29 protein-coding genes, 1 pseudogene and 2 riboswitches are annotated in these 25,941 nt (G+C 42.6%); of the genes and pseudogenes, 24 read left to right on the top strand and 6 right to left on the bottom strand.

Annotation, left to right across the window (positions count from 1 at the left end; translation table 11 throughout):
• Nucleotides 1-276 precede the first annotated feature (276 nt).
• From R7035_RS04595 to R7035_RS04630, 8 genes are all read left to right on the top strand, one after another.
• Nucleotides 277-915: an HD domain-containing protein gene (locus R7035_RS04595; RefSeq protein WP_318145984.1), complete on the top strand. Its 639-nt coding sequence runs from the start codon at nucleotides 277-279 to the stop codon at nucleotides 913-915.
• On the top strand, nucleotides 916-1,674 hold the full coding sequence (locus R7035_RS04600; protein WP_285399842.1) for a helix-turn-helix domain-containing protein: 759 nt from the start codon (nucleotides 916-918) through the stop codon (nucleotides 1,672-1,674). It begins immediately after the preceding gene.
• Nucleotides 1,675-1,820: 146 nt separating this feature from the next.
• Complete coding sequence (locus R7035_RS04605; protein ID WP_170893120.1) at nucleotides 1,821-3,674, top strand: MFS transporter; 1,854 nt, start codon at nucleotides 1,821-1,823, stop codon at nucleotides 3,672-3,674.
• 117 nt (nucleotides 3,675-3,791) lie between these two features.
• Nucleotides 3,792-4,409, top strand: a complete 618-nt coding sequence (locus R7035_RS04610; protein WP_005373653.1) for a hypothetical protein — start codon at nucleotides 3,792-3,794, stop codon at nucleotides 4,407-4,409.
• A gap of 104 nt (nucleotides 4,410-4,513) precedes the next feature.
• Nucleotides 4,514-4,654: riboswitch (FMN riboswitch) on the top strand.
• 113 nt (nucleotides 4,655-4,767) lie between these two features.
• Nucleotides 4,768-5,424: a 3,4-dihydroxy-2-butanone-4-phosphate synthase gene (gene ribB / locus R7035_RS04615; RefSeq protein ID WP_005373655.1), complete on the top strand. Its 657-nt coding sequence runs from the start codon at nucleotides 4,768-4,770 to the stop codon at nucleotides 5,422-5,424.
• A 104-nt stretch (nucleotides 5,425-5,528) separates the two neighbouring features.
• The gene (locus tag R7035_RS04620) at nucleotides 5,529-6,074 is read left to right on the top strand and encodes a glutathione peroxidase (RefSeq protein ID WP_005373657.1); all 546 of its coding nucleotides are present in this window, start codon (nucleotides 5,529-5,531) and stop codon (nucleotides 6,072-6,074) included.
• Between the two features lie 10 nt (nucleotides 6,075-6,084).
• Nucleotides 6,085-6,528 (top strand): DUF3429 domain-containing protein, encoded by a 444-nt coding sequence (locus tag R7035_RS04625; RefSeq protein WP_213895782.1) that lies wholly within the window; start codon nucleotides 6,085-6,087, stop codon nucleotides 6,526-6,528.
• Between the two features lie 153 nt (nucleotides 6,529-6,681).
• Complete coding sequence (locus R7035_RS04630; RefSeq protein WP_005373664.1) at nucleotides 6,682-6,927, top strand: hypothetical protein; 246 nt, start codon at nucleotides 6,682-6,684, stop codon at nucleotides 6,925-6,927.
• A 70-nt stretch (nucleotides 6,928-6,997) separates the two neighbouring features.
• On the opposite strand, the gene R7035_RS04635 is transcribed toward R7035_RS04630, so the two are convergent.
• Together R7035_RS04635 and R7035_RS04640 are read right to left on the bottom strand one after the other, a co-directional pair.
• The gene (locus tag R7035_RS04635) at nucleotides 6,998-7,597 is read right to left on the bottom strand and encodes a thiol:disulfide interchange protein DsbA/DsbL (RefSeq protein WP_149192131.1); all 600 of its coding nucleotides are present in this window, start codon (nucleotides 7,595-7,597) and stop codon (nucleotides 6,998-7,000) included.
• A gap of 83 nt (nucleotides 7,598-7,680) precedes the next feature.
• Nucleotides 7,681-8,061 carry a hypothetical protein gene (locus tag R7035_RS04640; RefSeq protein ID WP_005373669.1) on the bottom strand — a complete coding sequence of 127 codons (381 nt, stop codon included), beginning with the start codon at nucleotides 8,059-8,061 and terminating at the stop codon, nucleotides 7,681-7,683.
• Nucleotides 8,062-8,339: 278 nt separating this feature from the next.
• On the opposite strand from R7035_RS04640, the gene R7035_RS04645 reads away from it, so the two are divergent.
• The 10 genes from R7035_RS04645 to R7035_RS04690 all read left to right on the top strand — a co-directional run bounded on the left by R7035_RS04645 (nucleotide 8,340) and on the right by R7035_RS04690 (nucleotide 17,375).
• The gene (locus tag R7035_RS04645; RefSeq protein ID WP_213895783.1) at nucleotides 8,340-8,636 is read left to right on the top strand and encodes an isoamylase early set domain-containing protein; all 297 of its coding nucleotides are present in this window, start codon (nucleotides 8,340-8,342) and stop codon (nucleotides 8,634-8,636) included.
• A 213-nt stretch (nucleotides 8,637-8,849) separates the two neighbouring features.
• Entirely contained in the window at nucleotides 8,850-9,563 is a 714-nt protein-coding gene (locus R7035_RS04650) for a response regulator (RefSeq protein WP_005373673.1), read from the top strand.
• The gene (locus tag R7035_RS04655; protein WP_005373675.1) at nucleotides 9,563-10,861 is read left to right on the top strand and encodes an ATP-binding protein; all 1,299 of its coding nucleotides are present in this window, start codon (nucleotides 9,563-9,565) and stop codon (nucleotides 10,859-10,861) included. The genes R7035_RS04650 and R7035_RS04655 overlap by 1 nt, the downstream gene beginning before the upstream one ends.
• 119 nt (nucleotides 10,862-10,980) lie before the next feature.
• Complete coding sequence (locus tag R7035_RS04660) at nucleotides 10,981-11,373, top strand: glycine zipper family protein (RefSeq protein WP_318145985.1); 393 nt, start codon at nucleotides 10,981-10,983, stop codon at nucleotides 11,371-11,373.
• Between the two features lie 127 nt (nucleotides 11,374-11,500).
• Nucleotides 11,501-11,857 (top strand): diacylglycerol kinase, encoded by a 357-nt coding sequence (locus R7035_RS04665; protein ID WP_276577057.1) that lies wholly within the window; start codon nucleotides 11,501-11,503, stop codon nucleotides 11,855-11,857.
• 21 nt (nucleotides 11,858-11,878) lie between these two features.
• Complete coding sequence (locus R7035_RS04670) at nucleotides 11,879-13,534, top strand: phosphoethanolamine transferase (RefSeq protein ID WP_213905965.1); 1,656 nt, start codon at nucleotides 11,879-11,881, stop codon at nucleotides 13,532-13,534.
• Nucleotides 13,535-13,657: 123 nt separating this feature from the next.
• Nucleotides 13,658-14,590: a Gfo/Idh/MocA family protein gene (locus tag R7035_RS04675; protein WP_017819856.1), complete on the top strand. Its 933-nt coding sequence runs from the start codon at nucleotides 13,658-13,660 to the stop codon at nucleotides 14,588-14,590.
• A gap of 218 nt (nucleotides 14,591-14,808) precedes the next feature.
• Complete coding sequence (locus R7035_RS04680) at nucleotides 14,809-15,240, top strand: YccF domain-containing protein (protein WP_005373685.1); 432 nt, start codon at nucleotides 14,809-14,811, stop codon at nucleotides 15,238-15,240.
• 690 nt (nucleotides 15,241-15,930) lie between these two features.
• On the top strand, nucleotides 15,931-16,269 hold the full coding sequence (locus R7035_RS04685) for a hypothetical protein (RefSeq protein WP_053304554.1): 339 nt from the start codon (nucleotides 15,931-15,933) through the stop codon (nucleotides 16,267-16,269).
• 257 nt (nucleotides 16,270-16,526) lie between these two features.
• Complete coding sequence (locus tag R7035_RS04690; protein ID WP_238762616.1) at nucleotides 16,527-17,375, top strand: patatin family protein; 849 nt, start codon at nucleotides 16,527-16,529, stop codon at nucleotides 17,373-17,375.
• Nucleotides 17,376-17,517: 142 nt separating this feature from the next.
• Here the strand turns inward: R7035_RS04690 and R7035_RS04695 are convergent, their stop codons facing one another.
• Nucleotides 17,518-18,366, bottom strand: a complete 849-nt coding sequence (locus R7035_RS04695; RefSeq protein WP_017635146.1) for a pirin family protein — start codon at nucleotides 18,364-18,366, stop codon at nucleotides 17,518-17,520.
• A 401-nt stretch (nucleotides 18,367-18,767) separates the two neighbouring features.
• On the opposite strand from R7035_RS04695, the gene R7035_RS04700 reads away from it, so the two are divergent.
• The 5 genes from R7035_RS04700 (at nucleotide 18,768) to R7035_RS04720 (ending at nucleotide 21,661) form a co-directional block, all read left to right on the top strand.
• A complete protein-coding gene (locus R7035_RS04700; RefSeq protein ID WP_005373691.1) occupies nucleotides 18,768-18,977 on the top strand; it encodes a cold-shock protein in 210 nt (69 codons plus the stop codon).
• A 240-nt stretch (nucleotides 18,978-19,217) separates the two neighbouring features.
• Nucleotides 19,218-19,427, top strand: a complete 210-nt coding sequence (locus R7035_RS04705; RefSeq protein ID WP_005373692.1) for a hypothetical protein — start codon at nucleotides 19,218-19,220, stop codon at nucleotides 19,425-19,427.
• A 50-nt stretch (nucleotides 19,428-19,477) separates the two neighbouring features.
• A complete protein-coding gene (locus R7035_RS04710; protein ID WP_005373694.1) occupies nucleotides 19,478-19,618 on the top strand; it encodes a PA3496 family putative envelope integrity protein in 141 nt (46 codons plus the stop codon).
• 237 nt (nucleotides 19,619-19,855) lie between these two features.
• Nucleotides 19,856-19,955, top strand: a riboswitch (purine riboswitch).
• 89 nt (nucleotides 19,956-20,044) lie between these two features.
• The gene (locus R7035_RS04715) at nucleotides 20,045-21,061 is read left to right on the top strand and encodes an adenosine deaminase (protein ID WP_017819853.1); all 1,017 of its coding nucleotides are present in this window, start codon (nucleotides 20,045-20,047) and stop codon (nucleotides 21,059-21,061) included.
• A gap of 126 nt (nucleotides 21,062-21,187) precedes the next feature.
• On the top strand, nucleotides 21,188-21,661 hold the full coding sequence (locus tag R7035_RS04720) for a peroxiredoxin (protein ID WP_005373699.1): 474 nt from the start codon (nucleotides 21,188-21,190) through the stop codon (nucleotides 21,659-21,661).
• 50 nt (nucleotides 21,662-21,711) lie between these two features.
• On the opposite strand, the gene R7035_RS04725 is transcribed toward R7035_RS04720, so the two are convergent.
• The 3 genes from R7035_RS04725 to yghU form a co-directional block, all read right to left on the bottom strand.
• Nucleotides 21,712-22,119 carry an SPOR domain-containing protein gene (locus R7035_RS04725; RefSeq protein WP_005373701.1) on the bottom strand — a complete coding sequence of 136 codons (408 nt, stop codon included), beginning with the start codon at nucleotides 22,117-22,119 and terminating at the stop codon, nucleotides 21,712-21,714.
• A 212-nt stretch (nucleotides 22,120-22,331) separates the two neighbouring features.
• Nucleotides 22,332-23,501 (bottom strand): D-alanyl-D-alanine carboxypeptidase family protein, encoded by a 1,170-nt coding sequence (locus tag R7035_RS04730; RefSeq protein ID WP_017819852.1) that lies wholly within the window; start codon nucleotides 23,499-23,501, stop codon nucleotides 22,332-22,334.
• Nucleotides 23,502-24,684: 1,183 nt separating this feature from the next.
• The gene (yghU, locus tag R7035_RS04735; protein WP_005373705.1) at nucleotides 24,685-25,542 is read right to left on the bottom strand and encodes a glutathione-dependent disulfide-bond oxidoreductase; all 858 of its coding nucleotides are present in this window, start codon (nucleotides 25,540-25,542) and stop codon (nucleotides 24,685-24,687) included.
• Nucleotides 25,543-25,795: 253 nt separating this feature from the next.
• Between yghU and R7035_RS04740 the strand changes: the two are divergent.
• A pseudogene (locus tag R7035_RS04740) lies at nucleotides 25,796-25,915 on the top strand (dihydrofolate reductase); the annotation flags it as partial.
• Nucleotides 25,916-25,941: the final 26 nt, after the last annotated feature.

The raw sequence follows: 25,941 nt of genomic DNA on the forward strand, positions 1-25,941 counted from the left end.
ACGGCTTTAAAATACAAAACGCCCGATGAAGTACATCGAGCGTTTTAGTTAAAAAGTGTCAACCCATATCAGGACGGGTCATGGTAAACATCACTGCTCGCTCTGTCTATTCTTGTCTCATAAACCACTGAACACATTGAAAGGCCATATAAAACGGCTCAGTACCAAACGTTGCACAAGGTTCTGGTGGCTGAATCTCAATTACACCATCGCACTTGGAAATTATTCTAAGCGTTGGGCATACTTCTGACTTCATTTTAGTTGTAGATATGAACCATGGCGTCATTAAGCCAGATAGAACCGCAATTTTTGGAATTTATGCAGCAAGAGATGCAAGTAGATGCAGCTCATGATCTTAAACACGTAAAACGCGTGGTCAAAACAGCGAAACAGCTCTGCAAAGAAGAAAATGCAGACATCGCGATTGTATTACCGGCTGCCTATTTGCATGATTGCTTTACTTACCCGAAAGATCACCCAAATCGCAAAGAGAGCTCAATCATCGCAGCCAAAAAAGCGGTCGCATTTTTAGAGAGTATCGATTATCCGCAGCAATATCATGATGCCATTGCTCATGCGATAGAGGCACACAGCTTTAGCGCAAACATCAGGCCAAATACGTTGGAAGCCAAAATCGTCCAAGATGCCGACCGTCTGGACGCTTTAGGCGCAATTGGCGTGACGCGATGCATTCAAGTCAGCACTCAATTTAACGCGCAACTTTACAACGACAGCGATATATTTGCCGAAGAACGTGAACTTAAGGATAAACAATTCACTCTGGATCACTTTCAAACCAAGTTATTCAAAATCGCTGAAACCATGAACACGGAGTCAGCGAGACGCGAAGCGCAAAAACGCAAAACCTTTATGCAAACGTACCTAGAGCAGTTACACGACGAGGTAACAGCGTAAATGTCAGAAAGCTATACGTTAATTAAAGAGCTTAAACGCCAACTAAAGTTAGCTGGGCTGCATTATGCGGATGTTGCACAACACCTTAATTTAAGTGAAGGAAGCGTCAAACGTTTACTCGCTGAAGGTCAGCACATTAGCCTTGAGCGCTTAGAACGAATTTGCCAATTGATTGGTTTAGAAATGGCGGAACTATTTAAGCTCGCGGCTGCGCACAATAAAGGTCTAGAGTCGCTAACGTTAGAGCAAGAAAAGCAGCTGGTTGACGATAAAGCCCTGCTGCTCGTGGCGATCTGTGTTGTAAATGGCTATCAGTTTGAACAAATCGTTCAGCAATATACCTTCAATGAGTTGGAACTGGTGCAAAAGCTTGCTCATTTGGATCGGCTGAACATCATCGACTTGCAGCCAAATAACAAAATTCGTTTGCGTATATCTCCGACATTTAAGTGGCAGATGGGCGGCCCTATTCAACGGTTCTTCCAACAGCAAGTTCAAGACGCCTTTTTCCAAAGCTACTTTTCTGGTGAAGATGAAAAGTTCTCCATGGCAACAGGATTGATGAGTGTACCAACCAACAAGAAGCTACAACAGAAACTGCAAAAGGTCATCGATGAGTTTTATCAGGCTTGCCAAAATGATAGCTCTCTCGATATGGACGAAAAACACGGCACCTCTCTGATTATTGCGATGCGTCGTTGGACGTTCCCTCTGTTTGAACCATGGGAAAGAAAACTCCCCAACAAGTCTCGCAATTAGTAACTCAATAAATAAATGGAAATAAAAGTAACGAATTTCGTTACTTTTGGTGGCGTACAACGTCACTTGAAAGAGAAAGCTGGTTTAATCGTTCATTGAGCATAAAGTGCTCCCATCTCATTCGACTTTGTTTAATCGGGGCCCGTATGTTTTTCTCAAAACGCTTTTTTCCTTACTTTGTGACGCAATGCCTTGGCGCACTCAATGACAACATCTACAAAAACGTTCTGTTATTGATGGTGACATACAGCCAAATTGATAACCTACCAATATCCGTCAATCTATTCGTTAATTTGGCGGCAGGCTTATTCATCCTACCTTTCTTTCTATTCTCAGCGCATGCTGGTGCCGTCGCTGACAGCATGGACAAAGCCAAATTAATCCGACGTCTAAAGCTCATCGAACTAGCTATCATGTCTTGCGCAGCAACCGCTATTGCCACCCAAAGTGCCATGCTGATGCTGGTTCTGCTGTTTATGACAGGCACTCAATCGGCCTATTTTGGTCCCGTGAAATACGCCTTGTTACCACAAGCGCTCAAACCAAATGAGCTTGTTAAAGGAAATGCTTGGGTTGAAATGGGCACGTTTCTTTCGATTCTTATAGGTACGCTTAGCGCAGGCCTGCTGCTAGCCATTCCTAATGGTACCTTGATTGCTTCTTGTACCGTGATTGCCTTGTCTTTGCTTGGGTTCATGAGCAGCGTGAATATTCCAACGATGCCTAGCCAATCGAATGACAAAGCGAAATTTGAACCGATTTCTGGTTTAAAGAACACGTTAAAAGTGGCAAAAAAACAGAGAGGCATCTGGATGTCTATTCTTGCCATCAGTTGGTTCTGGTTCATGGGTGCGACTTACCTAACTCAATTCCCTAACTTCGCACGCGAACATTTGTTCGCAGATAGCACTGTCGTTTCTTTACTGTTGGCATTGTTTTCGATTGGTATCGCGACAGGCTCTTGGTTGTGTGAAAAACTTTCTTTCAACCACGTTGAGCTTGGTATTTTGCCATTCGGTATCCTTGGACTGACAGTGTTTGGCGTCGACTTGCTATGGGCAGTCCCAAGTTATCCATCACTTCCGGTGCACTTTTATGATGTGCAAAGCTTCGTTGCTGAATCCAAACATCTGCGCGTCATGATTGACCTGTTCCTTGTTGGTGTAAGCGGCGGTGTCTTTATTGTTCCTCTTTATGCGTTCATCCAATCGCGTTCAAACAAAGGGGAGTGTGCACGTGCCATTGCTGCTAACAACATCATGAATGCGTTGTTTATGGTGGTGTCTGCTTTGGTTTCGATCGTTGTACTGAGCGTACTAGAGCTTTCTATTGTGGAACTGTTTACCATGATGGCAATAAGTAACTTTTTCGTGGCGATCTATGTCTATCGCCAAGTACCGGAATTTACACAACGCTTTATCAGTTATTTACTCAGCCATTGTATGTATCGTGTGTCAGTAAAGGGGCGCCAACATATTCCTGAACAAGGTGCTGCGTTAATCGTGGCTAACCATGTTAGCTATGTCGATGCATTGATTTTGATGGGAACCTCTACTCGCCCGGTTCGTTTTGTGATGGACAAGTCCATCAGCGAGCTACCTGTTCTTAAATATGTATTCCGTCATGCCGGTGTTATCCCGATCTGTTCTCCACGTAAGTGTGCCGACACTTACCGACGAGCATTTGAGGAGATTGAACAAGCACTTTACGACGGTGAGGTTGTCTGTATCTTCCCTGAGGGTCGTTTAACGTCTAACGGTCAATTGGGTGAGTTTCGCCCTGGTGTAGAGAAAATCCTTGAACGTAACCCTGTTCCTGTCATCCCTATGGCGTTAAAAGGGCTTTGGGGTTCTTTTTTCAGCCATAAAGGCGGACATGCTCTCACAAAACGACCGACTCGTTTTTGGTCAAAAGTGGATGTTGTTATCGGTGAAGTGTTAAGTCCTGCGTCTTTAAATCGTCATCAATTGCAACAACAAGTACAGGATTTACTGGGCTGAGTCGCTTGCTACAGCAGTCAAACTTTGCAGCAAAACGTAAATAGGCACCACAAAGCACAAGTAGTTTCTTGTCAATTAGAGTAGGATATCTACGACGTCATAAATCTAGGAGGTATTATGAAAATCATCATCTTACATGGTCTTTATATGCATGGGCTGGTCATGCAGCCTCTTAGCCAAAAGCTGAGAAAACTCGGATACGAAACGCAAGTACTCAGCTATAACACTGTTGCTATCGATGAGTCTTCACTGTTTGATTCTATTGATCATTCGCTTAATCCACTGACCACAAACGTGCTCGTGGGACACAGCTTGGGGGGCTTGATGATTAAGCGCTATCTCGCCAACAGAAAACCGAGCACTAACTTAATCTCTCATGTTGTCGCTATCGGTTCGCCTCTTAAAGGCGCGTCCATTGTAGGTCGAATTCAAGATCTCGGATTGGGTGCAATTTTAGGCAATTCGCCACACCACGGATTAAACAAACATGATGACGCCTGGGATTTCCCTCAAAAACTCGGCAGTATCGCAGGAACGATGCCGATTGGCGCTCGCCCATTGTTGATCCGTAATGACAACACCATGTCGGACGGTACCGTTACCGTAGAAGAGACAAGACTGGACGGTATGCAAGATCATATCGAAGTGAAGCAAACGCATACGAGCCTGATTTACAACACCTTCGTGCCGCAGCAGATTGATCACTTTATTCGCACAGATTATTTCCGTCGATAGCACACTTTTCCATCATACAGATGGAATCGACTTTCCAAGCTATTCAGTTCGCAGTACTATCCTAGCTCCACTTCTTCACAACTTGGATGAAGTGGTACATTTTTAATTGTTCTCAGGGCGGGGCGAAATTCCCCACCGGCGGTATACTTTTTCAAGTGAGCCCGCGAGCGCTCGATTCGTCGAGGTCAGCAGATCTGGTGAGATGCCAGAGCCGACGGTTATAGTCCGGATGAAAGAGAATAAGAATACACCAGCATAGCGAGTCAGATCGCTAAGAATGCTGGTGCACTTCTTTTTGATCGTATTTTACGGCGATCTCTCATACCGCCCTGATTCTGGTGAAATTTAGGAGTTAACCATGAATCAGTCATCACTACTTGCCGAATTCGGCGACCCAATTACTCGCGTTGAAAACGCACTTATCGCTTTAAAAGAAGGCCGTGGCGTACTGCTTCTTGATGATGAAGATCGCGAAAACGAAGGCGATATCATTTATTCAGTCGAGCACCTCACTAACGAGCAAATGGCATTGATGATCCGCGAATGTAGCGGCATCGTTTGTTTGTGCTTAACAGATGCTCAAGCAGACAAACTGGAACTGCCTCCAATGGTGGTAAACAACAACAGCGCAAACCAAACCGCATTTACGGTTTCTATTGAAGCGAAAGTTGGTGTAACAACGGGTGTTTCAGCAGCAGACCGCGTAACGACCATTAAAACGGCGGCAAACCCGCACGCAAAACCGGAAGATCTTGCTCGCCCGGGTCACGTATTCCCTCTGCGCGCACGTCCAGGTGGTGTAATGACTCGCCGTGGTCACACAGAAGGTACGATTGATCTGATGCAAATGGCAGGGCTTCAACCCGCTGGCGTACTGTGTGAAGTGACCAATCCAGATGGCACGATGGCAAAGGCACCGGAGATCGTAGCATTCGGTCGCCTGCACAACATGCCGGTACTGACGATTGAAGATATGGTAATGTACCTGAACCAGTTCGAGTTGAAACTGGCATAGTCAGATCTCAGCTCTTGAAAAAGCCGCGCATTTGTGCGGCTTTTTTGATCGATCCTCTTTGCACTTAAGTAGTTATACTTATTGAAAACAAGGGGAACAACACCATGAAAGGATTACTGAACTTCGCCGCTCTCGTTAGCTTTCTCTCCATGAATTCGCTTGCTCTTGCATCTGAGTGCCCTGATATTCTTCAAGGTAAGCAAAGGTTGTTAAACTCAACGGAAGAAGTCGATCTATGCGAAAGCTTTAAGGGAAAGACACTACTAATCGTCAATACAGCAAGCCAGTGCGGCTTCACTCCTCAGTTCGAACAGTTAGAAACCCTCTATCAAACTTACAAAGACCAAAACTTCACCGTTATCGGTTTCCCGAGCAATGACTTTCGACAAGATAGAGGAAGCGAAACAAACACAGCGAAAGTCTGTTATCTCGATTACGGGGTCACCTTTCCAATGATGGCTCGCTCTTCAGTATTAGGTGTAGATGCGAACCCAGTCTTCAACCAGATTACTAACCAAGCAGGCATAAAACCAAAATGGAACTTCTACAAGTTTCTAATTAGCTCTGAAGGTAAAGTTATTGCTACTTTTCCAAGCTCCACATCACCGACAAGTACTACGCTTACCAATATGATAGAGCAACAATTATAAGGTGACGACCATGACAACACGCTCAACCATGCTACAACTCGGTTACTTAGGCCTGGTTCCATTTGTGTTTAGTTTAGGGCTGATTTTCACTGACATCTCACTCTTCAATTTAAGTGGTCAGCAATTTTTCATCGCATATAGCGCCGTTATATTAAGTTTTTTATCCGGCATCCTTTGGGGTAATGGCATTGAGCATTACTACCATCGCCTTAGCCGAAATATATTAATTCTCAGCAACCTTTTTGTCTTACTGGCTTGGGGCGCATTACTGCAGGGCCACAAACATTACGCGGTCGCTACCCTACTCTTAGCAATTGGGTATCTTGCTGTTTGGTATGCAGAAAAGCTCGTGAGGAAAGTCGAACAAGACGCCGAGCCCAAGGGATATCAAGGAATGAGGAGCAAACTGACCTTCGGCGTAATCGTAATGCACGGATTGGCTTTAGCTTCATAACCTGGTCTGTCCAGTACTAAGATCACAAAAAAAACGTCTTTTTATAAAACAATGTTCATTTCGTGAATGCACACATATTTTGAACACTGTTTTGTTTCATTTATGAATCAATCCACATATAAGTAATTCAAAGCATTCACAAAGGATATGAATATGTTTTTTCGCAAACTTTTGTTTAGCACTGCGATGATCAATGCAACGACAGGTTGCGTGTCTTACCAGGCACAACAAGCCGCCGCTCAAACAGTAAATAATACAGGCGCAGTGCTTACCAATGTGATTAAAACCACGATTGCTCAGCCATGTAATGTTGCAATCACTGCTGCTAGCTTGTTTTATCCGCATGCCATATTTATGACTAGTGTTCCGACTCAAGCATGTACAAGCGTTCTTAGATAATACGAAAGTGATAAGCATAAAAAATGGCGACTCTACCGTCGCCATTTTTAAGTATCAATACTATTTATAGTTACAGCGTCAATAAGTAATTAACTAATTGATTGTACTCGTCGTAAGTGCGAATTTCGTTGGCCAAAACAATGTATCTATTGTTCACAACCACACCCGGAACCCCTCTTAAGGTGCTGGCAGAGAATTGCTTATCAAAACCTTTCTGCATTGAGTTTACGGCGAAACTGTTGTACGCCGCATCAAACTTCTTACCTTCTACGCCATTATCAACGAAGAGTTGTTTCAGCTCAGCTTCGTCTTTTGGCGCTTGTCGCTTTTGATGAATTTGGGCAAACATGGCAGGAATCATTGTATCTTCAACACCGAGCGACACCATCGTCGCGTAGGACTTGGCCATCGGAATCGCCATATCTCCGCCCATGAACCCCACATGCACCTTTTCAAACTTTGCCTCTTTTGGCAGAGCAGGTTTTAAACGCTCAATAAGCGACTCAAACTTGTAGCAATGTGGGCAATAAAAAGAAAAGAATTCCGTCACAACAGGTTTCGATGCTTTCTTAACATCCAGAACTTTGTAGTGCTTCCCTTCTTCAAATTGCGCTGCATGAGCGGTAAAAGTCAGTAAAAGTGCACTACATAAGGCAAGTAGTTTTTTCATTGTTTATTTCCTTGTGGCATTCAAATGCCAAATCATTTCATTTGGTAAAAAGGGGTAAACCCCAAGTAATTTGAGATGAGGAATTAAACAATCGGAGGACGATAAAGCTTGGTGATCACTGTCACTACTTTTTCGACTAGAGGCCTATCAATCAAAGCAAGGCTATAAGGAAGAAGCAGTAAGTCGTTTTGAGATAAGTTGGCGGGAATTTTGACCATGCAGGAAGAGCTACAACTCGTGTGAGATTGTTGTGCCTTATTGATGGCTGACTCATCGTGATGTGATTCTACGCAGTCGTCATTGACGCCAAGTTGTTTGTGCAGAGCAGCCTGTTGAACAATAAGATCGCGTACTTCAATTGTTTTCATCGGAGCGGAAGCCTGCGCCACAGGAGCGACACTACTCAAAAGCATAGCAACTAAGCAAACTATCGCAGTCAACAATGTACGGTTAAACTTCAACATAGCTACATCAAGGAAAATGGTGATTTAAGATAATACATGATAACGGTTTGACTTCAAGATACGGACTCTCGGCTCGCTAACAAACTCTGTTCTTTGACCATTTTAGGCTAGTGAATTTTCTCTCTAACGATCCCTCAGTACACGAAACCAGCACAACGAACTATTCACCGTTCGGATACTCCCCTCATCAGATACCAGCAACAATTCGATAAAACTTGAAATCATTATGAAACACGAGTAATAGTTAGAACAGTTTTTGTACGAACAAGGAAAGATCAATGCTTAAAAAGAGATTCTTTAAGACAAAAGATGAAGTCGAAGTCACGTTCGAGCTAGATAAAGATCAGTGGGACTCTGTCCAAATTGCTGGAGACTTCAACAACTGGCAACCAGAACCGATGAAATTAGTGAAGAAAAGTCGTCAGTTTAAATTTAAAACCCGCTTACCTAAAGCGCAGAATGTTCAGTTCCGTTACTTGCTCAATGACGCGAAGTGGGAAAATGACCCACAAGCTGATGCTTACGTTCCAAATGCATTTGGCAGCGACAACAGCGTCGTATGTACCACCGAATAAGCGGTAATTTCGCTTTAAGATTCCATACCTAGGCGCAAACGTTGCGCCTTTTTACATCTCTCGAAATGTGATTGGTGATTAGATTTAAATCATTAATTGGCAATTTTATCCAGTTAACTCATCCGATAACCTTATTCTGAGAAAGCTTTATTTGAAATAATTCGTAAATTTGTTTAAGTTCCATTGATATTAAATATTGTATACATCACTTAAATGAACGCACAACAAATCAAACCATCTCTAATCATTGTGGAAGACGATCCCAAATTACAAACTATGTTGGGAGAGTATTTTGTTGAACAAGGTTTTCAGGTCAAATGTATCGACAATGGGACGGACGCACCCAATGCGATTATTGACACACAACCAGACGTGGTCCTGTTAGATTTGATGCTACCCGGGCAAGATGGTCTGAGTGTATGTCGTCAAATCCGAGAATGCTACAAAGGCAAAGTGTTGATGCTAACAGCAAGTGATGATGACTTCGATCATGTCGCCGCATTAGAAATAGGCGCAGATGACTTTGTTACTAAACCCATCAAACCTCGCGTATTGCTGGCTCGTATTCGCATGCTATTAAGAAGAAAAGAGGCGGCGCCTACCGAGTCCGAAAACGGCCTACAAATTGGTGTTCTGTGTTTAAACCGGTTGCGTAAATCGTGCGTAATGAACCAAGAAGAAATTGCGCTGACAGACGGCGAGTTCGATTTGTTGTGGGTTCTTGCAACGCATGCTGAAAAAACACTATCACGCGAGTGGCTGACCAAAACACTGCGTGGTATTGAATACGATGGAACAGACCGCACCATTGATAATCGCATAGTGACACTGAGAAAGAAGCTAGGCGATGCTTCTTGCTCACCACAAAAAATCATTACCGTTCGCGGCAAAGGCTACCTATTTATGCCTGATGCATGGAATGAATAATGAGACGGATTTATCTGGAAAGCTTTGTTGGCCTTATCATTCTGTTCATGGCTAGCTTGTGGGGATACGAGTTCTTAGTTTATGAGATCAACACAGATTATGACTACCTATTACAAGAGCATGAGGGTCAAGCTTTTCACGATCTGATCTACCCTATCTATAAAGAACACGGATTAGAATATACTCAACAACAGTTGGAACAATTTGCCACATCAAGCCATCGTTTGTTGGTGCCTCATACGCTTGAAGAGCTTCCAACAGACATCAAAAAGGCGTTTGAAAGTGATACCTCCGTTAACGTCGCTTACGATGAAGAAAGGGATATCTGGTTCCGCCTAGATGCGAGCACGCCTATCTTTAAAATGAGCGATAATCCGAATAGCCCTGTGGTTAAAGCTGCCAACTTTGATGACAATATCGTTTGGTTGTTCTTTTTAGCTGGATTTGCTCTGTATTGCATATTGTTGATCTGGTTCTTAAGCCGTCGGATTCGAGAGCTAGAGAGAGTGACCGTTGAGTTTGCCTCAGGTAACTTCAAGGCTCGAGCTAGTACCTCAAGCGCTAAGTCTGTTGGGACGTTAAACAAAAGCTTTAACACGATGGCCGATAAAGTATCTCGCTTGATCACTAGCAATAAAATGCTAACTAACGCCGTTGCACATGAATTGCGTACCCCAATCTTCCGCTTACAATGGCAAGCAGATTTGTTATCGGATTCAACCTTAACTGAACAACAGAAAAAGTATGTTTACAGTATCGTCGAAGACATTGACGAGATGGAAGAAATGGTTGAAGAATTGCTTTACTACGCAAAGATGGAGCGTCCTGACACAGCATTACAAACTCAAGAAGAAGTCGTCCTATTCAACTTAGTCAAAGAATTACGACAGAGATGGCAAAAAGAGACTACGCTCGCTATCTCGCTTCAAGAAGTAAACTCAGAAAACGTTCTCGCCTTTGCTGACCCAAAATTGTTAAAGCGAGCCTTAGATAACTTGCTGCGCAATGCAATGCGGTACGCAGATAAGCAGATTTTAGTGGAGATAAAACACGATCAGCACCGCTGCTTCATCAATGTTCATGATGATGGCATAGGTATTGAAGAAAAGCATTGGCCTCATCTATTCGAACCATTTTACAGCGCGGATGAATCTCGCAACAAAAAGACGAGCGGGTTTGGGCTCGGTTTGGCGATTGTCAGACAGATAATGGAGCTTCAACGTGGAGAAGTTTCGATTTGCCATAGCCCACTTGGAGGAGCTTGTTTCACACTTAGCCTCAAAAAATCAGACAGTTAACTTAACCTTCCTACCCCGTTTACAGAAGACGACACTTCAATACACTCAAGCGACAGAGCCCAACAATAAAACAGTGTACATTTAATCCATAAGATTCACACACTAAATGGATAGTACTCATGTATAAATCTTTTATCCTGATTATGGCGCTTACTTCTGCACTTACAGCTTGCGCCTACAACCAAAAACCTGTCGTCGAAATGACCAATGTTGACCCTAGTACATATGAACAAGACTTTCTTTACTGCCAAGGCTATGCAGAAAATGTCGACAAATCAGAGGCAGCGAAATCTGAAGCCACTAATGGGGCAGTTACAGGCGCATTGATCGGCGCAGCTGCTGGTGCGCTAGAAGACGGATTAGGTGGAGCGGCTGTCGGTGCTGCTGCCGGCGGAGCTGTAGGAGCTGGAGCTGGTGCTTTGAGTGGAACAAATGATTCAACCAAAACCCAATCTCTCGTATTGCGTAAATGTCTCCAGAACAAAGGCTATACCGTCTACGATCTTGATTAAATAAGCACTTTTCTTAAATTATCGCGCGATGGATTCTATTCACAAATGTTTCACGCTGTAACGATTAATCTCGTTACCTCTCTGGGATATGTGTTCCATCCCAATGCTTAAATAGTAAGGTCATATTTTGAAGCCAGGTAAAACAGGTATACGCCGTGTCATGGATGCGACCGGCTATTCATTTCAAGGATTGAAAGCCGCATGGACACACGAAGCCGCTTTTAGACAAGAATTGATTCTCGCCTTGGTGCTTTCCGTCTGTGCTTTTTTCCTTCCTGTCACCACATATGAAAGAGTGCTGATGATCGGTAGCCTGTTCTTGGTATTGATCGTCGAACTCATTAATTCCGCCGTAGAAGCGGTTGTCGACCGTGTTAGCGATGACTGGCACGAGCTCAGTGGTAGAGCCAAAGATATTGGCTCAGCAGCAGTATTTGTTGCGTTAACTCTTGCCCTTTTTATTTGGGCTTCGTTCTTGCTCTAATTTTTATTCAAGACACTCATAATGAAGACACATGATTTACAACAGAGAGGTATCTCTTACGTTACCTTTACTTTCCTGTTGGCGCTGTATTTCGCTCTCGTCGTAAATATCCCTATTTATAAAGAACTGATCGGCATCTTTACACACTTAGATAATGTCAAGATTGGATTTATTATCACAATACCAATTTTCTTTCTTGCCGCGCTCAATTTCCTTTTTAATTTATTTAGTTGGCCTTGGATCGGCAAGCCGTTCTTTATAATTTTAATCATTGTTTCAAGTATGGTGAGCTACGCAAGCTATAACTATGGCACACTTTTCGATTCTGGAATGATTGCCAATATTGTTGAAACCGATTCGAGCGAGGCGAGTTCTTACCTGAGTGCTCACTCTGTAATTTGGACGCTGATTATGGGAGTTATCCCAGCGATGATTGTCTTTAAGGTCAAGCTGCAATCTCAACGTCACCAATTACTGTACTTCTCTGTTACCAAATTAGTATCGATGCTGTCGTCGCTAGCTGTCATCGCCGTCATTGCCAGCGTGTACTATCAAGACTACGCATCTGTAGGGCGCAACAATAGCCACCTAAAAAAAATCATCATACCCACCCAGTTCGTTTACAGCGCGACCGGGTATGTGAAGGAGAAATATTTCACCACGCCAGAGCCATATCGAGAAATCGGCACAGATGCAAAACAGTCAAATAGCGCCGTACAGCAAGCACAGAGCAAACCAACACTACTGGTTTTTGTCGTAGGAGAAACCGCTCGAACTCAGAACTACCAACTCAATGGCTATACACGAGAGACAAACCCTTATACTAGTAAACTGGATGTTATCTCATTTCAAGACGTCGCGTCTTGTGGCACCGCGACTGCTGTATCTGTGCCTTGTATGTTTTCACAGCTCACGCGAAACGAGTTTGAACGCGCCAAAGCGGATAACCAGGACAATGCTCTCGATATAATGCAGCGCGCCGGGGTTGACCTCATTTGGAAAGAAAATGACGGTGGGGATAAAGAAGTAGCCCACAAGATCAAGAAAATCGAAGTTGATCGAAAGCAAGTAAGCCCTATGTGTAATGGCCAAACTTGTTACGACATGGCGCTATTAGATCATTTTGATCAGGAAGTCGCGGATATGCACGGTAACCGAGTGGTCGCCATGCACCTTATAGGAAGCCACGGTCCGACCTACTTTCAGCGTTACCCAAGAGACAACGCCTTCTTTAAACCAGACTGTCCACGTGCAGATATCGAAAACTGTAGCATCGAACAAATAGTGAACACATATGACAATACAATACGCTACACCGATCTTGTATTGGCAGAAACCATCAAAAAACTTAAAGCGTTAGAGTCTGAGTATAATACTGCGCTAATTTACATATCGGATCACGGTGAGTCACTAGGCGAAAACGGATTGTTCTTACATGGTATGCCTTATGGCCTTGCACCAGATTTCCAAAAACGCGTTCCTTTGATTATGTGGCTGTCTTCGGGCTTTAAACAAGCGAAGCAGATCAATACTGACTGTTTGTATAAACAAGCACAGAATGCAGGCCAATACTCACATGATAACGTGTTCCACTCTTTATTAGGCATTATGGATGTACAAACTCAAGCCTACGATAGCAAGTTAGATATATTCAAAGCCTGCCGAGCCGTTTCCTAAATCATTCAATAAAGCCTGGCTCAAAGTGTGAATCAGGCTTTTTCTAACAAGGTATTTAAACTCATCGCCGCGCCAAGCGTTATACTGACAGTCCGCGATCCATACATCGAGATAAGGACTAGGATGAAAATTGGTATTATTGGTCTAGGGGATATCGCTCAGAAAGCATACCTTCCTGTTATCACTCAGCTTCCAAATATCGAACTTGTATTTTGTACCCGCAACCCAAACACACTTGAGAGCCTAGCTAGGCAGTATCGAATCTCAGAGATCTGCCAAGACTACCAGCAACTTCTGCACTTTGGCGTCGATGCCGTCATGATTCATGCGGCAACAAGCGTACACCCTCAAATAGCGGCATTTTTTCTGCAGCATGGAATTCCAACCTTTGTCGACAAACCATTAGCGAATAGTGCTGATGACGTGGAAAAGCTGTACGACATTGCCGAAAAAGAGAGACAGCCACTCTATGTGGGCTTTAACCGTCGTCACATTCCACTTTACAACCAACATATGCCACAAGTGCAGCAAGGCAACATATCTGACTTAAAGTCGCTACGCTGGGAAAAGAACCGTCACCAACTACCGGGGGATGTTCGTACCTTTATATTTGATGATTTTATTCACCCATTAGACAGCGTTAACGTCACAGCCAAAGCCGATCTAAAAGATGCTTATGTAACTCATCAACTTGAAGGTGGTCAGTTGGCGCGTTTAGATATTCAGTGGCAACATGGAAATACTTTGCTCCACGCCTCGATGAATCGCCACTTCGGTATCACTACAGAGCGCGTTCAAGCTTGTTATGCAAACAAGGCAGTTGAGTTCGACTCCTTCGTTGAAGGCAAACTATGGCAAGCTAACCAAGAGCAAAAAATCAATTTGAAAGACTGGACGCCAATGCTGACGAGTAAAGGTTTCCATTCGATGTTGCTCGATTGGTTTGGCGTCGTTGAGTCTGGAAATATTGCTGATGAAGTAGTAACACGCAACATTGCCAGCCATCGATTGGCAGAGCAAATTTGTCAATATCTCGAGAAAGTTGTCTCTAGATAATGCGATTCTTGGCTATATGCTTGATTGAGTATTACGCTCTATACTAAAAAGACTTGCATTAAGGAAGGCATTCATTCTCTGTTAAGACTACGGCGATTATTCTATCAATCAGGTGAATGAGGGCACAAAAGCACACATTGACAAAACAGACGGTTTAGATTTGTTTTACGGTGCTCTCAGGTATCTGAATCATCACATTCAAGAATAAAGGAAATAGAATGAGAACACTTGGTAACATCATTTGGTTTGTATTTGGTGGCGTATTTATGGGGTTGCTATGGTGGTTTTTTGGTATTTTGGCCTTTATTAGCATCATCGGAATACCTTGGGGGCGTGCGTGTATCGTTATGGGTAATTTTTCCTTTTTCCCATTCGGTAAAGAGGCCATCTCACGCGATGAATTGACCAATGAAATGGACATTGGCACGAGTCCGCTCGGCGTTATTGGTAACGTCCTTTGGTTTGTATTTGCAGGCCTTTGGTTAGCTATCGGTCACGTACTTTCTGCCGCAGCATGCTTTGTCACCATAATCGGCATTCCGTTTGCGCTCCAACACCTCAAGCTAGCGGTTATTTCACTCGCACCAATTGGTAAAACGGTTGTATCGTCAGAAGAGGCTGCAATGGCTCGATACAACATCAATCGTTAGCAAAAAGCTAATGCGCTTTCTATCCTCTGGGCAGTCATGCTCAGAGGGTAACGCCCGTCAAAAGTAAGCCTATAATCGCTATCGCATATTCAATAATGGCTGATTGTATATTCATACCGTCACCTTTACGTTGAAGTTTATCCTAGCTCAGCACTGCTTTACTTTTATAATTAATCAATACACCCAAGTGAGTTCAAGATGCTAGACTCATAGCGTCGTCACTGATTCAAACTCCAAGAACGACGTAACGAAAAAGCGAGCTATCCTATGCTCGAAATATGGGTTCTTTCCCCCTCGAAGTAGAGTTCAACAACAAAAAAGACGAACTATAAGCATAGCCAAAATTAATGCTTTTCGACCTAAAATATCTCACATCAATCAAAGAAAGCTTCTAAGATTTTCTCTTTTTGAGTAAATATAGACAGTTACAGTAGCGAAATTCTTCTCGGTAAAACTCCCCACTCAATCTCATGATCAGTTTTTTTAAAAACAACAAAAATTCGTTGTTATCTAGAGTAATTATTTTATTTGTCGCAGAGCAATTCCATCAATATCATTTGCGACATCGGAGTGCTAGAGCATTGAACTTTTTAGCATTTATCACAGGTATAGAACGTAAAAAACCTTTTATTACTTATTTTTCTTTTTACATATGTTCTAACTCAACGTCTATTCAGACAGGAATATACCGTGGATAAATATCAAGCAGCTTATGCTAAGCGTCTAGAGAAACTAAATGGGGATCCATCTCCTAAAACGATAGCCCGCCTTTCGGCTTGGGATGCGTTTTTTAACAAGGAGTACGAGCTCCAAGACTTGGAATACCAGCTATCGGACGCTGCGCACCAGCACTATGAACAGTCGCATGCGAAGAGCGACATTAGCTTCAAAGAATTCAAACGAGCGTTCTATTATGAATCCATCAAAATTTACAATTTAACTGATGGCGCTTCTATCCAGAAAGTATTCACCCCATTACTTTTGCTTACAACGCTCTGGATAGTGTTTGTATGCCTATTTAACAAGTGATCATCAAACTATTCCAACAACGATCAGTATGGGACTACAGGTATGGCTCTATGTAAGGGGGCTAATTGGCTCGGTCTCCTTCACTAAATTAGCGACTCAATTATCCGCAATTCCATAGGCTAAAAGTGACAAGGGCATCCGTTGATGCCCTTTTTATTCAAAGGAACGCAACCTAGACCTTTGACCCACTTGGGTATAAAACCATTATGCGTTAAGCTGCACGCTATTATCCGATTGATAAAGAGTGGAGCGAAGTGATGGAAAAAGTAGGCTCTCGAGCATTGATTGTCGAAGGTGGAGCCATGCGAGGCGTATTTTCATGCGGCATACTCGATCATTTTCTTGCTAGCGAGTTCTCTCCATTTGATAGCTTTTGGGGAGTGTCTGCGGGTGCTAGCAACTTGGCTGCCTACTTAGCTAAAATGCCCGGACGTAACTTAAAAATCTACCTCGATTACAGCTTAAGAAAAGAATTTATCTCTCCATCTCAACTTCTACGTGGTGGTGATATGATGAACTTAGACTGGATGTGGAATGTCACCCTCGAAGAACTTGGCATCGATAAATCTGCGCTCAAAGCTGATTCACGGCCTTTCTTTTTAGGCGTGACGCGTCAAGACAATGGGCAAGCGGAGTACCACCTTCCTGATATCGACGACTTGGCAGAAACAATGAAAGCCAGCAGCGCACTGCCTGTACTTTACCGAAATGGCGTATCACTGAACGGAATTCAATACGTTGATGGTGGCGTCTCAGACGCACTTCCTGTTGCAGAAGCAATAAAGCGAGGAGCCAAAAAGATTATGGTTTTACGCAGTCAGCCCGCAAGCTATCAAAAGCCAAGAGGAAAATTCAGCGCCCTAACTAGGAGGATGTTGAAAGAAACTCCCGGATTAATTGAACCTATGTTGACACGTGAAGTTCGCTACAATCAGACCTTAGCGCTGATCAACAACCCACCACCTGGTATCGAAATCATTCAAGTGTGTCCTCCTGAAACATTCAAGTTGAAACGGCTGAGTCGATCGCCAGCACCACTGCGTCATGCTTATGAGTTAGGAATTGAAGCAGGAAAGGAAGCCATCATACACTGGAGTCAGAAGTAGAAAAAAGCCACGTGGATTAAACGTGGCTAACGCAAATTCGATGGCAGTGGATTATCGTATTTGCTTCTGGTCGAGCCCAATATTCAGGCTCAAAACTGTTTTAATTTGCTCGCTAACTGAGAAAGCGAGTAGGCTGTCAAAACTAGTAAGTTTCAAACAACCCAGAGTTGTAGTCTTGGATGGCTTGTTCTATCTCTTCCATGCTATTCATGACAAAAGGGCCATAATGCACCACGGGTTCATTAATTGGCTCACCTATAAAGATCAGTGCACCACTCTCTTTTTCGGCCTGCAATTCAACCCATTCACCTTTCGATAAAATGGCCATTTCGCCTTGATTGATCTCACGACCTTTTAATTGAATACGACCTTTATAGACATAGAGCATCATGTTGTTGTCTTGATCCGTGTTCAAATTCAAAGCTTGACCACCCATCGCTCTCCAATCGGCTACCGTGGCAGCAACACCTGTCTCTGTTAGCGGCCCCTGAATTCGTTCGTTGTTTATAGTCATATGACCCGCAATCAAACGTACAACCCCCGTATTCGGAGTATCAAACTCAGTGATCGTTTCAGGTTGAAAGTCATGATATTGAGCTGGCTGCATCTTATTTTTCGCAGGCTGGTTAATCCAAATTTGGAAACCATGCAGTTCGCCTTCCTTCATAATAGGCATTTCGCTATGGATGACGCCTCTTCCTGCTGCCATCCACTGTGCACCACCGGAACGAAGCTCGCCAACATTATCCATATGATCACGATGCTGGAAATGACCTTTCAACATATAAGTAAGCGTCTCGATACCGCGGTGCGGATGCGGAGGGAAACCGCCGATATAGTCAGCACGGTCTTCTGATTTGAGTTCATCCATCATCAAAAATGGAGAAAAGCTAGCATGATTGAAACCCGCTACACGGCGAATTTTCACTCCATCACCATCAGCAGTAGGTTGCGCAGGAATAAGCTGACGAATTTCTCTGAATGTACTCATACTAGTTCTCCTAGTTTATCTTTGTGACCGCTTGCAAGTCGCATGTTCAATCTATGGCTATCGATAAGGTTCTATTTTAGGTTGATGAGCTAAAATTATGAGCCATACTATTCGTTCTACTTATTCAACTTTTTCGAACAATACAATTTATCGAGTTAATAATGAGCACATTTAATTTATCTAAAATAAATGTAGCTATTTTCTAAACAAGGTGTATAGTGTGCCTTGGCTCTTAGAAGAGAGCTGTTAATGCAACATTTAGTTTAAGTTTCCTCTCAGTAAAATCTTGAATCCCCAATTCAGACACCTGCGTACAACTTCCTCTTGATTGAACATTCAATAGCTTAGAAAAGATCCACAAAACAAATCATAATTTTAATGTTTAATTCAAAGGTATTTTTATGTCTAAAGTAACTGGTTCAGTAAAATGGTTTAACGAAACTAAAGGCTTCGGTTTTCTATCTCAAGACAACGGCGGCCAAGATGTATTCGTACACTTTAACGCTATCGTTTCTGACGGTTTCAAAACACTGACTGAAGGTCAGAAAGTAAGCTTCAATGTAGAGCAAGGTAAAAAAGGTCCTCAAGCGACTGAAGTAACTCCTCTATAAGACTGCTTTTCTTGGTGTAGCATGCCCATGCTGCACCAAACCTCTCTCCTTCAAAAATATTCTTTCATCAATCACTCAGCCTAATTTTAGGCATTGCTTTGTGCTATCTAAAATAAACTGAATAGTACTGCTTAATTTATTATTTATAGGAAAAATCATGTCCTCAAAAAGAACTGGCCGTCAAAGGCATTGGTATCAATTACTTAACAAAGAGAAAATCACTAAAAAACAGGAGAATAAATGTTAGAAATTGAATTTAATTTAGAACAACCTCAAACCTCTTGGAACGCTAAAATACATCAATTAAATGGTGATATTTTACGAAGACACGTATTACCGAAACTTCTTTCTCATAGCTTTATGATCGATTTTGAATATTGTGAGAAAACGCAATCTGGAACTATTCTCTGTGATTCAGGTTCAAAGTTAGGAAGTTTTACTGTTAACTGATTCAGTTTTCATGCATTAATGGATAATGCAACTAATTTGGAAGGTATCCAATGGCTAGAAAAAGTAAGAAGCAGTCAGAAAAAGACAAAAAAGAGTCTGAACAAAACGCGGCGGCGATAAAGCAGAAAACTCGACGCCGCATAGAAGACATTATGGAACAAAGAGAATTTGATAAGTTATTCGATCTATAAATGCTCTCTAGTGCTTTCTCTGCCTTTATCGTTGTGCAAGGTACCGCCACCTACCTGTGCTCAAACGAATCTCCACTCTTTTAGACTACTCTTCTAATTACACGTGCCTCTCACACACGCAAAAACAACTGGCTCCTCTATACTCAAGTGACTTGCAAATAGTCGTTTCGCTCACAGGAAACCCCGTGACTAATGACAGCTAGGTTATTTGCGTATAGCCAAAGCGATATTTTTGCGTATAATCCCTCTCGTTTGCTTCGTATAACCCCAATGATATGGTTTGGGGGTCTCTACCAGTTCCCGCAAAGTGCTGATTACGAAGAGTTGAGATCATCGTGGGTCTTACTCTTTGTGATAGCGTTCGATTTATTTCTATCTATACCTATTCTTAGAGTAACTGCATCCACAATACACATAAGGTGGAATATGAACGCATTTATTCAAGGTCTTCCAAAAGTAGAGCTGCACTTACATATCGAAGGTTCACTTGAGCCGGAACTCTTATTCAAATTAGCAAAACGAAACGGCATCGAGATCCCTTACTCTTCTCCGAGTGAACTACGCAGCGCATATCAGTTCACAGACTTACAATCATTTCTCGACCTCTATTACCAAGGAGCGGGAGTTCTGCGTACGGAGCAAGATTTTTACGATCTCACTTGGGAATACTTACTGCACTGTAAAGAAGACAACGTTATTCATACCGAAATCTTTTTTGACCCTCAAACACACACAGAACGCGGCATAGACTTTGACACTGTTATCAATGGAATCGCTCGTGCGCTAAAAGATGGTCACGAAAAACTTGGCATTACTTCGCAAATTATTGCGTGTTTTCTCCGTCACCTTTCAGAAGAGAGCGCCATAGAGACCCTGCAGGCTATTCTGAAACACCGTGATAAGATCATTGGTGTTGGGCTAGATTCTTCAGAACAAGGTCATCCGCCAGCTAAATTCAAGCGCGTATTTAAACAAGCAGTAGAAGAAGGCTTACTTACCGTTGCTCACGCAGGTGAAGAAGGCCCCGCACAAAATATTAGCGATGCAATTGAAATGCTTTACGTGAGCCGCGTGGATCACGGTGTTCGCTGTGTTGATGATGAAGCATTAGTTGAATCCTTAATCGAAAGCCAAATGCCACTGACAGTGTGTCCGTTATCGAATCTTAAGCTATGTGTATTCGACGATATGAAAGATCACAATATTGTGGATTTGCTACGAAAAGGTGTCGCCGTAACGATTAACTCAGACGATCCTGTGTACTTTGGTGGCTACATGACGGATAACTTTCTGGCCGTCAACAACGCACATCCAATGAGTAAGAGTGAACTTGCCCAATTTACAATGAACGCGATTGATGCCAGCTTTATCGATAACGAGTTAAAGGCGAAATATCGTCACCTTGTTAGCCAATACGTAAACCAGCACGAAGCTTTGCAATAAAGGCATCAGTGCCACGCCTTAGGTCAAACGCGTAGGTATTAAAACCCTACAAAAACTCTGTGGTTAACCGCATTTATAAACGCTAGACTGAGAAAGCTAAACTAGCACACAAAAAGGAATAGAATCATGATTCAACAAGGCCAAGCTCTACCAGTTGCAACTCTAAGTGAGTTGACTGCCGATGGTATGGTGAACCACGACGTTACAGAACTGTTTGCGAACAAGAAAGTCGTACTCTTTGCTGTACCTGGCGCATTCACCCCTACCTGTTCAGAAGCCCATCTACCAGGCTATGTGGTATTAGCTGATGAGCTAAAGGCAAAAGGTGTTGATTTAATTGCGTGCGTTTCTGTAAACGATGCATTTGTGATGCAAGCGTGGGGCGAAGCTCAAAACGCTTCTGAGATTTTGATGTTGGGTGATGGCGACGCTAGCTTTACTAAAGCATTAGGTCTTGAAATGGATACAGGCGGCTTTGGTGGTATTCGCTCACAACGTTACGCAATGATCATTGAAAACGGCACAGTGACTAAGCTAAACGTTGAAGAGCCAAAAGAGTTTGAAGCAAGCAAAGCAGAAACGATTTTAGCGGCGCTTTAAGCTTACTCCTAAATACAAAAACGGAAGCCATCGCTTCCGTTTTTTGTTGGTTAACGCATTCTCACAACACTCGTTTGTTGCTTACGCTGCATTTCCGCAAAAGTCAGCACAAACGGGGATGACTGCTTTACACGGCTTGGTAATGAAGAAAGCGCATTGTAGGCATCCTGCTTCGTTTTAAAATCACCAACAGTTACCGTATACCAACGCGTGCCTCGGCTGTTTTTCCAGTTAACCCAAACCGGATGCTTAGGATCGATATAGCGAATATAATCTTTCACATCTTTTTCTTGCTTTAGCGCGAGTACCTGCATCGTGTAATGGTTTGGGTTTAAATAACCATATGCATCCTGAGAGGTCATGACTCCAACACATTGGCCGCTATCGACCTCCTGCTGGTAAGGCATAGCGCAGCCCATGAGCGATAAAATCAATGTCAAAGATAAAATCTTGTGCACGTGTCACTCCATTCTTGTTCTAGTTTCTTTTCTCTCGCACCCAAAAACACAAAACGCTCTTGGTCAGGTAAAAACACACCCTTACAAGAGGGCCTGTGTTTTAACGCAACGAGTATTCCAAAAACGTAAGGCGACCACGTTGGTCGCCTTAGTAAATTGATTTAATAGAACATTAACAAGATAGAGTGATATAGACAGAAGTTCGCTACTGTTTAGAACCAGCTAGCGACCAATTGCTTAAACCAGTCTAAAATTCGCTTGAATAAACTGCCTTCCTCCACGGACTCCAATGCAACGAGCTCGGCTTCATTTACGACCTTACCGTCGACTTTGTAAAGCACTTTACCAACCACTTGTTGCTCAGAAATTGGCGCAACTAAATCACCGTTGTATTCAACTTCCGCTTGCAGATTTTTTACATCTCCTTTTGGCAAAGTGAGATAAACATCGTTAGCTACGCCGACAGTAAGCTCGTCTTTTTCGCCCATCCAAACTCGAGCTTTCGCAAGTTCCGCACCCGCCTCAGTCGGCATTACCGTATCGTAAAAGCGGAAGCCATAACTTAACAGCTGCTTGCTTTCTGATTCACGAACATTCTCGCTCTTCGCTCCCATTACTACGGCAATCAGACGCATATCACCTTGTGTTGCAGAAGTCGCTAGACTATAACCCGCACCGCTTGTATATCCAGTTTTCATGCCATCGACATTCATACTACGATCACGAAGCAAGCCATTACGGTTGTATTGAGTGATGCCATTGTAAGTAAACGAGGTTTCGCTATACAGCGGATAGATATCAGGTAAGTCACGAATAATCGCTTGGCCCAACTTGGCAATATCATAAGGTGTCGAATATAAACCGTCACTGTCTAGGCCGTGAGGGTTGGTGAATGCCGTGTTAGACAATTCAAGCTTGGCGGCCCAACTATTCATCAAACTCACAAACCCTGATTCACTTCCCGCAACATGCTCAGCAATAGCAACACTGGCATCGTTACCAGATTGAACAATCAGACCACGGTATAAGTCAGACAAAGAAACGGAAGTATTGACTTCAATAAACATTTTTGAAGAATCTGGGAAATTTTTTGCCCAAGCATTTCGGCTGATGACAACCTCATCATTCAACGTAATATTGCCTGTATTAATTTCTTGACCAGCTACATAAGCAGTCATCAACTTCGTTAAACTCGCGGGGTTTAAACGTTTGTGGGCATCACGTTCAACCAGTACTTTCCCCGTATGGAAGTCCATCAAAACATAACCACGAGAACTGAGTTCCGGCGCATTTGGCACAACTGAAGGCGCAGCATAAGCCAACGAGGATACAGCAGCGAACCCTGTAATTAACACTGTGTGTAATATAGTACTTTTTCTCATCATGACATCTTATCTTAGTAGCATTTAAGGCTTACAAACGGTACCCGAATGAATTCAAAGCGCGGGATTACCTAGTTAAAAAACGAGTATATTGAAACGGCGCTCAGTTACAGCCACCTTGTTACGATTGGTTACTTTTACTCAATGTTTGTCGAAAATAATGAGAGGTAGGTAGAGCTTTCGTCTTGAAGAATGAAACAGGAGCGAAAATAATTCCGTAACGCTATGTTTTTTGAGAGGGGAGAAAAAGCGCGCAAGTCAATTCAGGGAGTAAGTTGGTATAGGAAAAGTAGTTGAGCTTTTATCCATATCTAAATAGGAAACAACAAAAACAATCAACAATAAGCCCAGCTAATTACTTACCAAGAAAACATATTGAAAACGCATCATAAAATCGTAATTAATTATCGATAAATTTAAAAACCTAATATTATAATTTATGTAAATTTCATTTATTATTAAACTGGATAAAAATACAACTTTCCTTTTTTAAAACTAAGAGACGATTTTTTCGATGTTTTTAGGTTTATCTCATCAGAGAACTTGGTATAACAGTGAGGGATAAGGCATCCGGACTTAGCGCGAAAGGATAACCCACTGTTATTTAAGTTCACACGCTGCTTTTTAATGACTAGAGACTTTAAACTGCGGTTACCTTCGGTTTGTGCGGCTATTCTTTGACGTATCCCAACCCAGTACGACTCAAACGACGACATCATACATATCCTCTTTCATGATATAAGCATTAATAATTAAACATCGCTAAAAGCTAAGCTTGTCTTAAATAAAAGTACTAGAAATTGATTTTATTTCTTCAAAACAAATCAACCCACATATTCCACATAAACTTAGTGGTTATGTCAAATATTAATTATCATTAATTTTATTTATAATTGATATAAAATCAGTTTATAATTTTTAAATAATTTAATTATTAGAAAGCAGTATGACCAGTCCATATTTAACATGGAAATATGAGCTTTGTTTTGCATCATAATATATAAATACATTAAAGATTCATCTACGAACTAAATGCTCTTCAAGAGGTGATATAAATTAGCATTTCGAGACTAAATGAGAATAAAAATAGCGCACCGTATATGGTGCGCTATAGATTTGATTAAGGTCACTGTATAAGCATAGATAAAACTAAACTCATTTGACGTAGCTAGGCCAAGATTGCTTATGGTTTAAGTTTCAATACTTTATCAATATCTTCTGCGCTGTGGCGCTCAGGTAACTGCTCCCATTCTTCACCCCATGAACGGTTCACAATTCGACCACGTTTTACCGCTTCACGCTCATCAATTACTTTTGCCCAACGCACAACGTTTTTGTAGCTTTCTACGTCTAAGAATTCAGCCGCATCGTAAGCACGACCCAACACAAGGTTGCCGTACCATGGCCATGTTGCGATATCAGCGATGCTGTACTCATCGCCACCTAGGAATTCATTGTTCGCAAGACGCTTGTCTAATACATCTAACTGACGTTTTGCTTCCATTGTAAAGCGGTTGATTGGGTACTCGAACTTCTCTGGTGCGTACGCGTAGAAGTGACCAAAACCACCGCCTAGATATGGCGCAGAACCTTGCAGCCAGAATAACCAGTTCATTACCTCAGCACGCTTAGCGCCTTCTTTTGGTAAGAAATGATCAAACTTCTCTGCTAGATAAAACAAGATGTTGCCAGATTCAAACACGTTCACTGGCTCAGAACCCGAACGGTCAACCAATGCCGGAATTTTAGAGTTTGGGTTAACAGCCACAAAGCCAGAGCCAAACTGGTCGCCATCGCCAATCTTAATCAGGTATGCATCGTATTCTGCTGCCGTTACGCCTGCCGCCAAAAGCTCTTCAAACATGATCGTCACTTTCTGACCATTTGGGGTACCCATTGAGTAAAGTTGGAATGGGTGCTCACCAACTGGAAGCTCTTGCTCATGACGTGCGCCAGAATCCGGACGGTTGATGCTCGCCCACTGACCGCCGTTTTCATTATCGTTTGTCCAAACTTTTGGTGGAATGTATTCGTTAGCCATTGTTTTCCCTTATTGTGTTTGAATGCATCTTCAAACTGACGGGTCTTACGCGCCAGCAAGCATTATTAACATCACCTCTTCGCCAACTGCGATTAGGCATACTCAAGATATTAGGTCGAATTCGCTAAATAAAAGTCCTGTAATCTCTTTTAGTTAGAACCTTTGGTTATGGGATTTTCTTTCACGCTATAAGTAAAAACGTCACGGTAATGTGAACTAGGTTCGAGATGCCAACGATGAGTAAGCTACACTCGGCGGCGCACCTCTATTTGGGGATTTAGAACAACCGCTAAGCTTCAAAGTTACCAAGAATGAAGTTGTTTTGGATACCCTAGTTCAAACCACTTACGTACGTGATAGGCAGTTAAGTTAGATAGTTAGAAAGAAAAACGTCCTTCA

The organism is Vibrio sp. 1731, assembly GCF_033339955.1.
GTDB lineage: Bacteria > Pseudomonadota > Gammaproteobacteria > Enterobacterales > Vibrionaceae > Vibrio > Vibrio alginolyticus.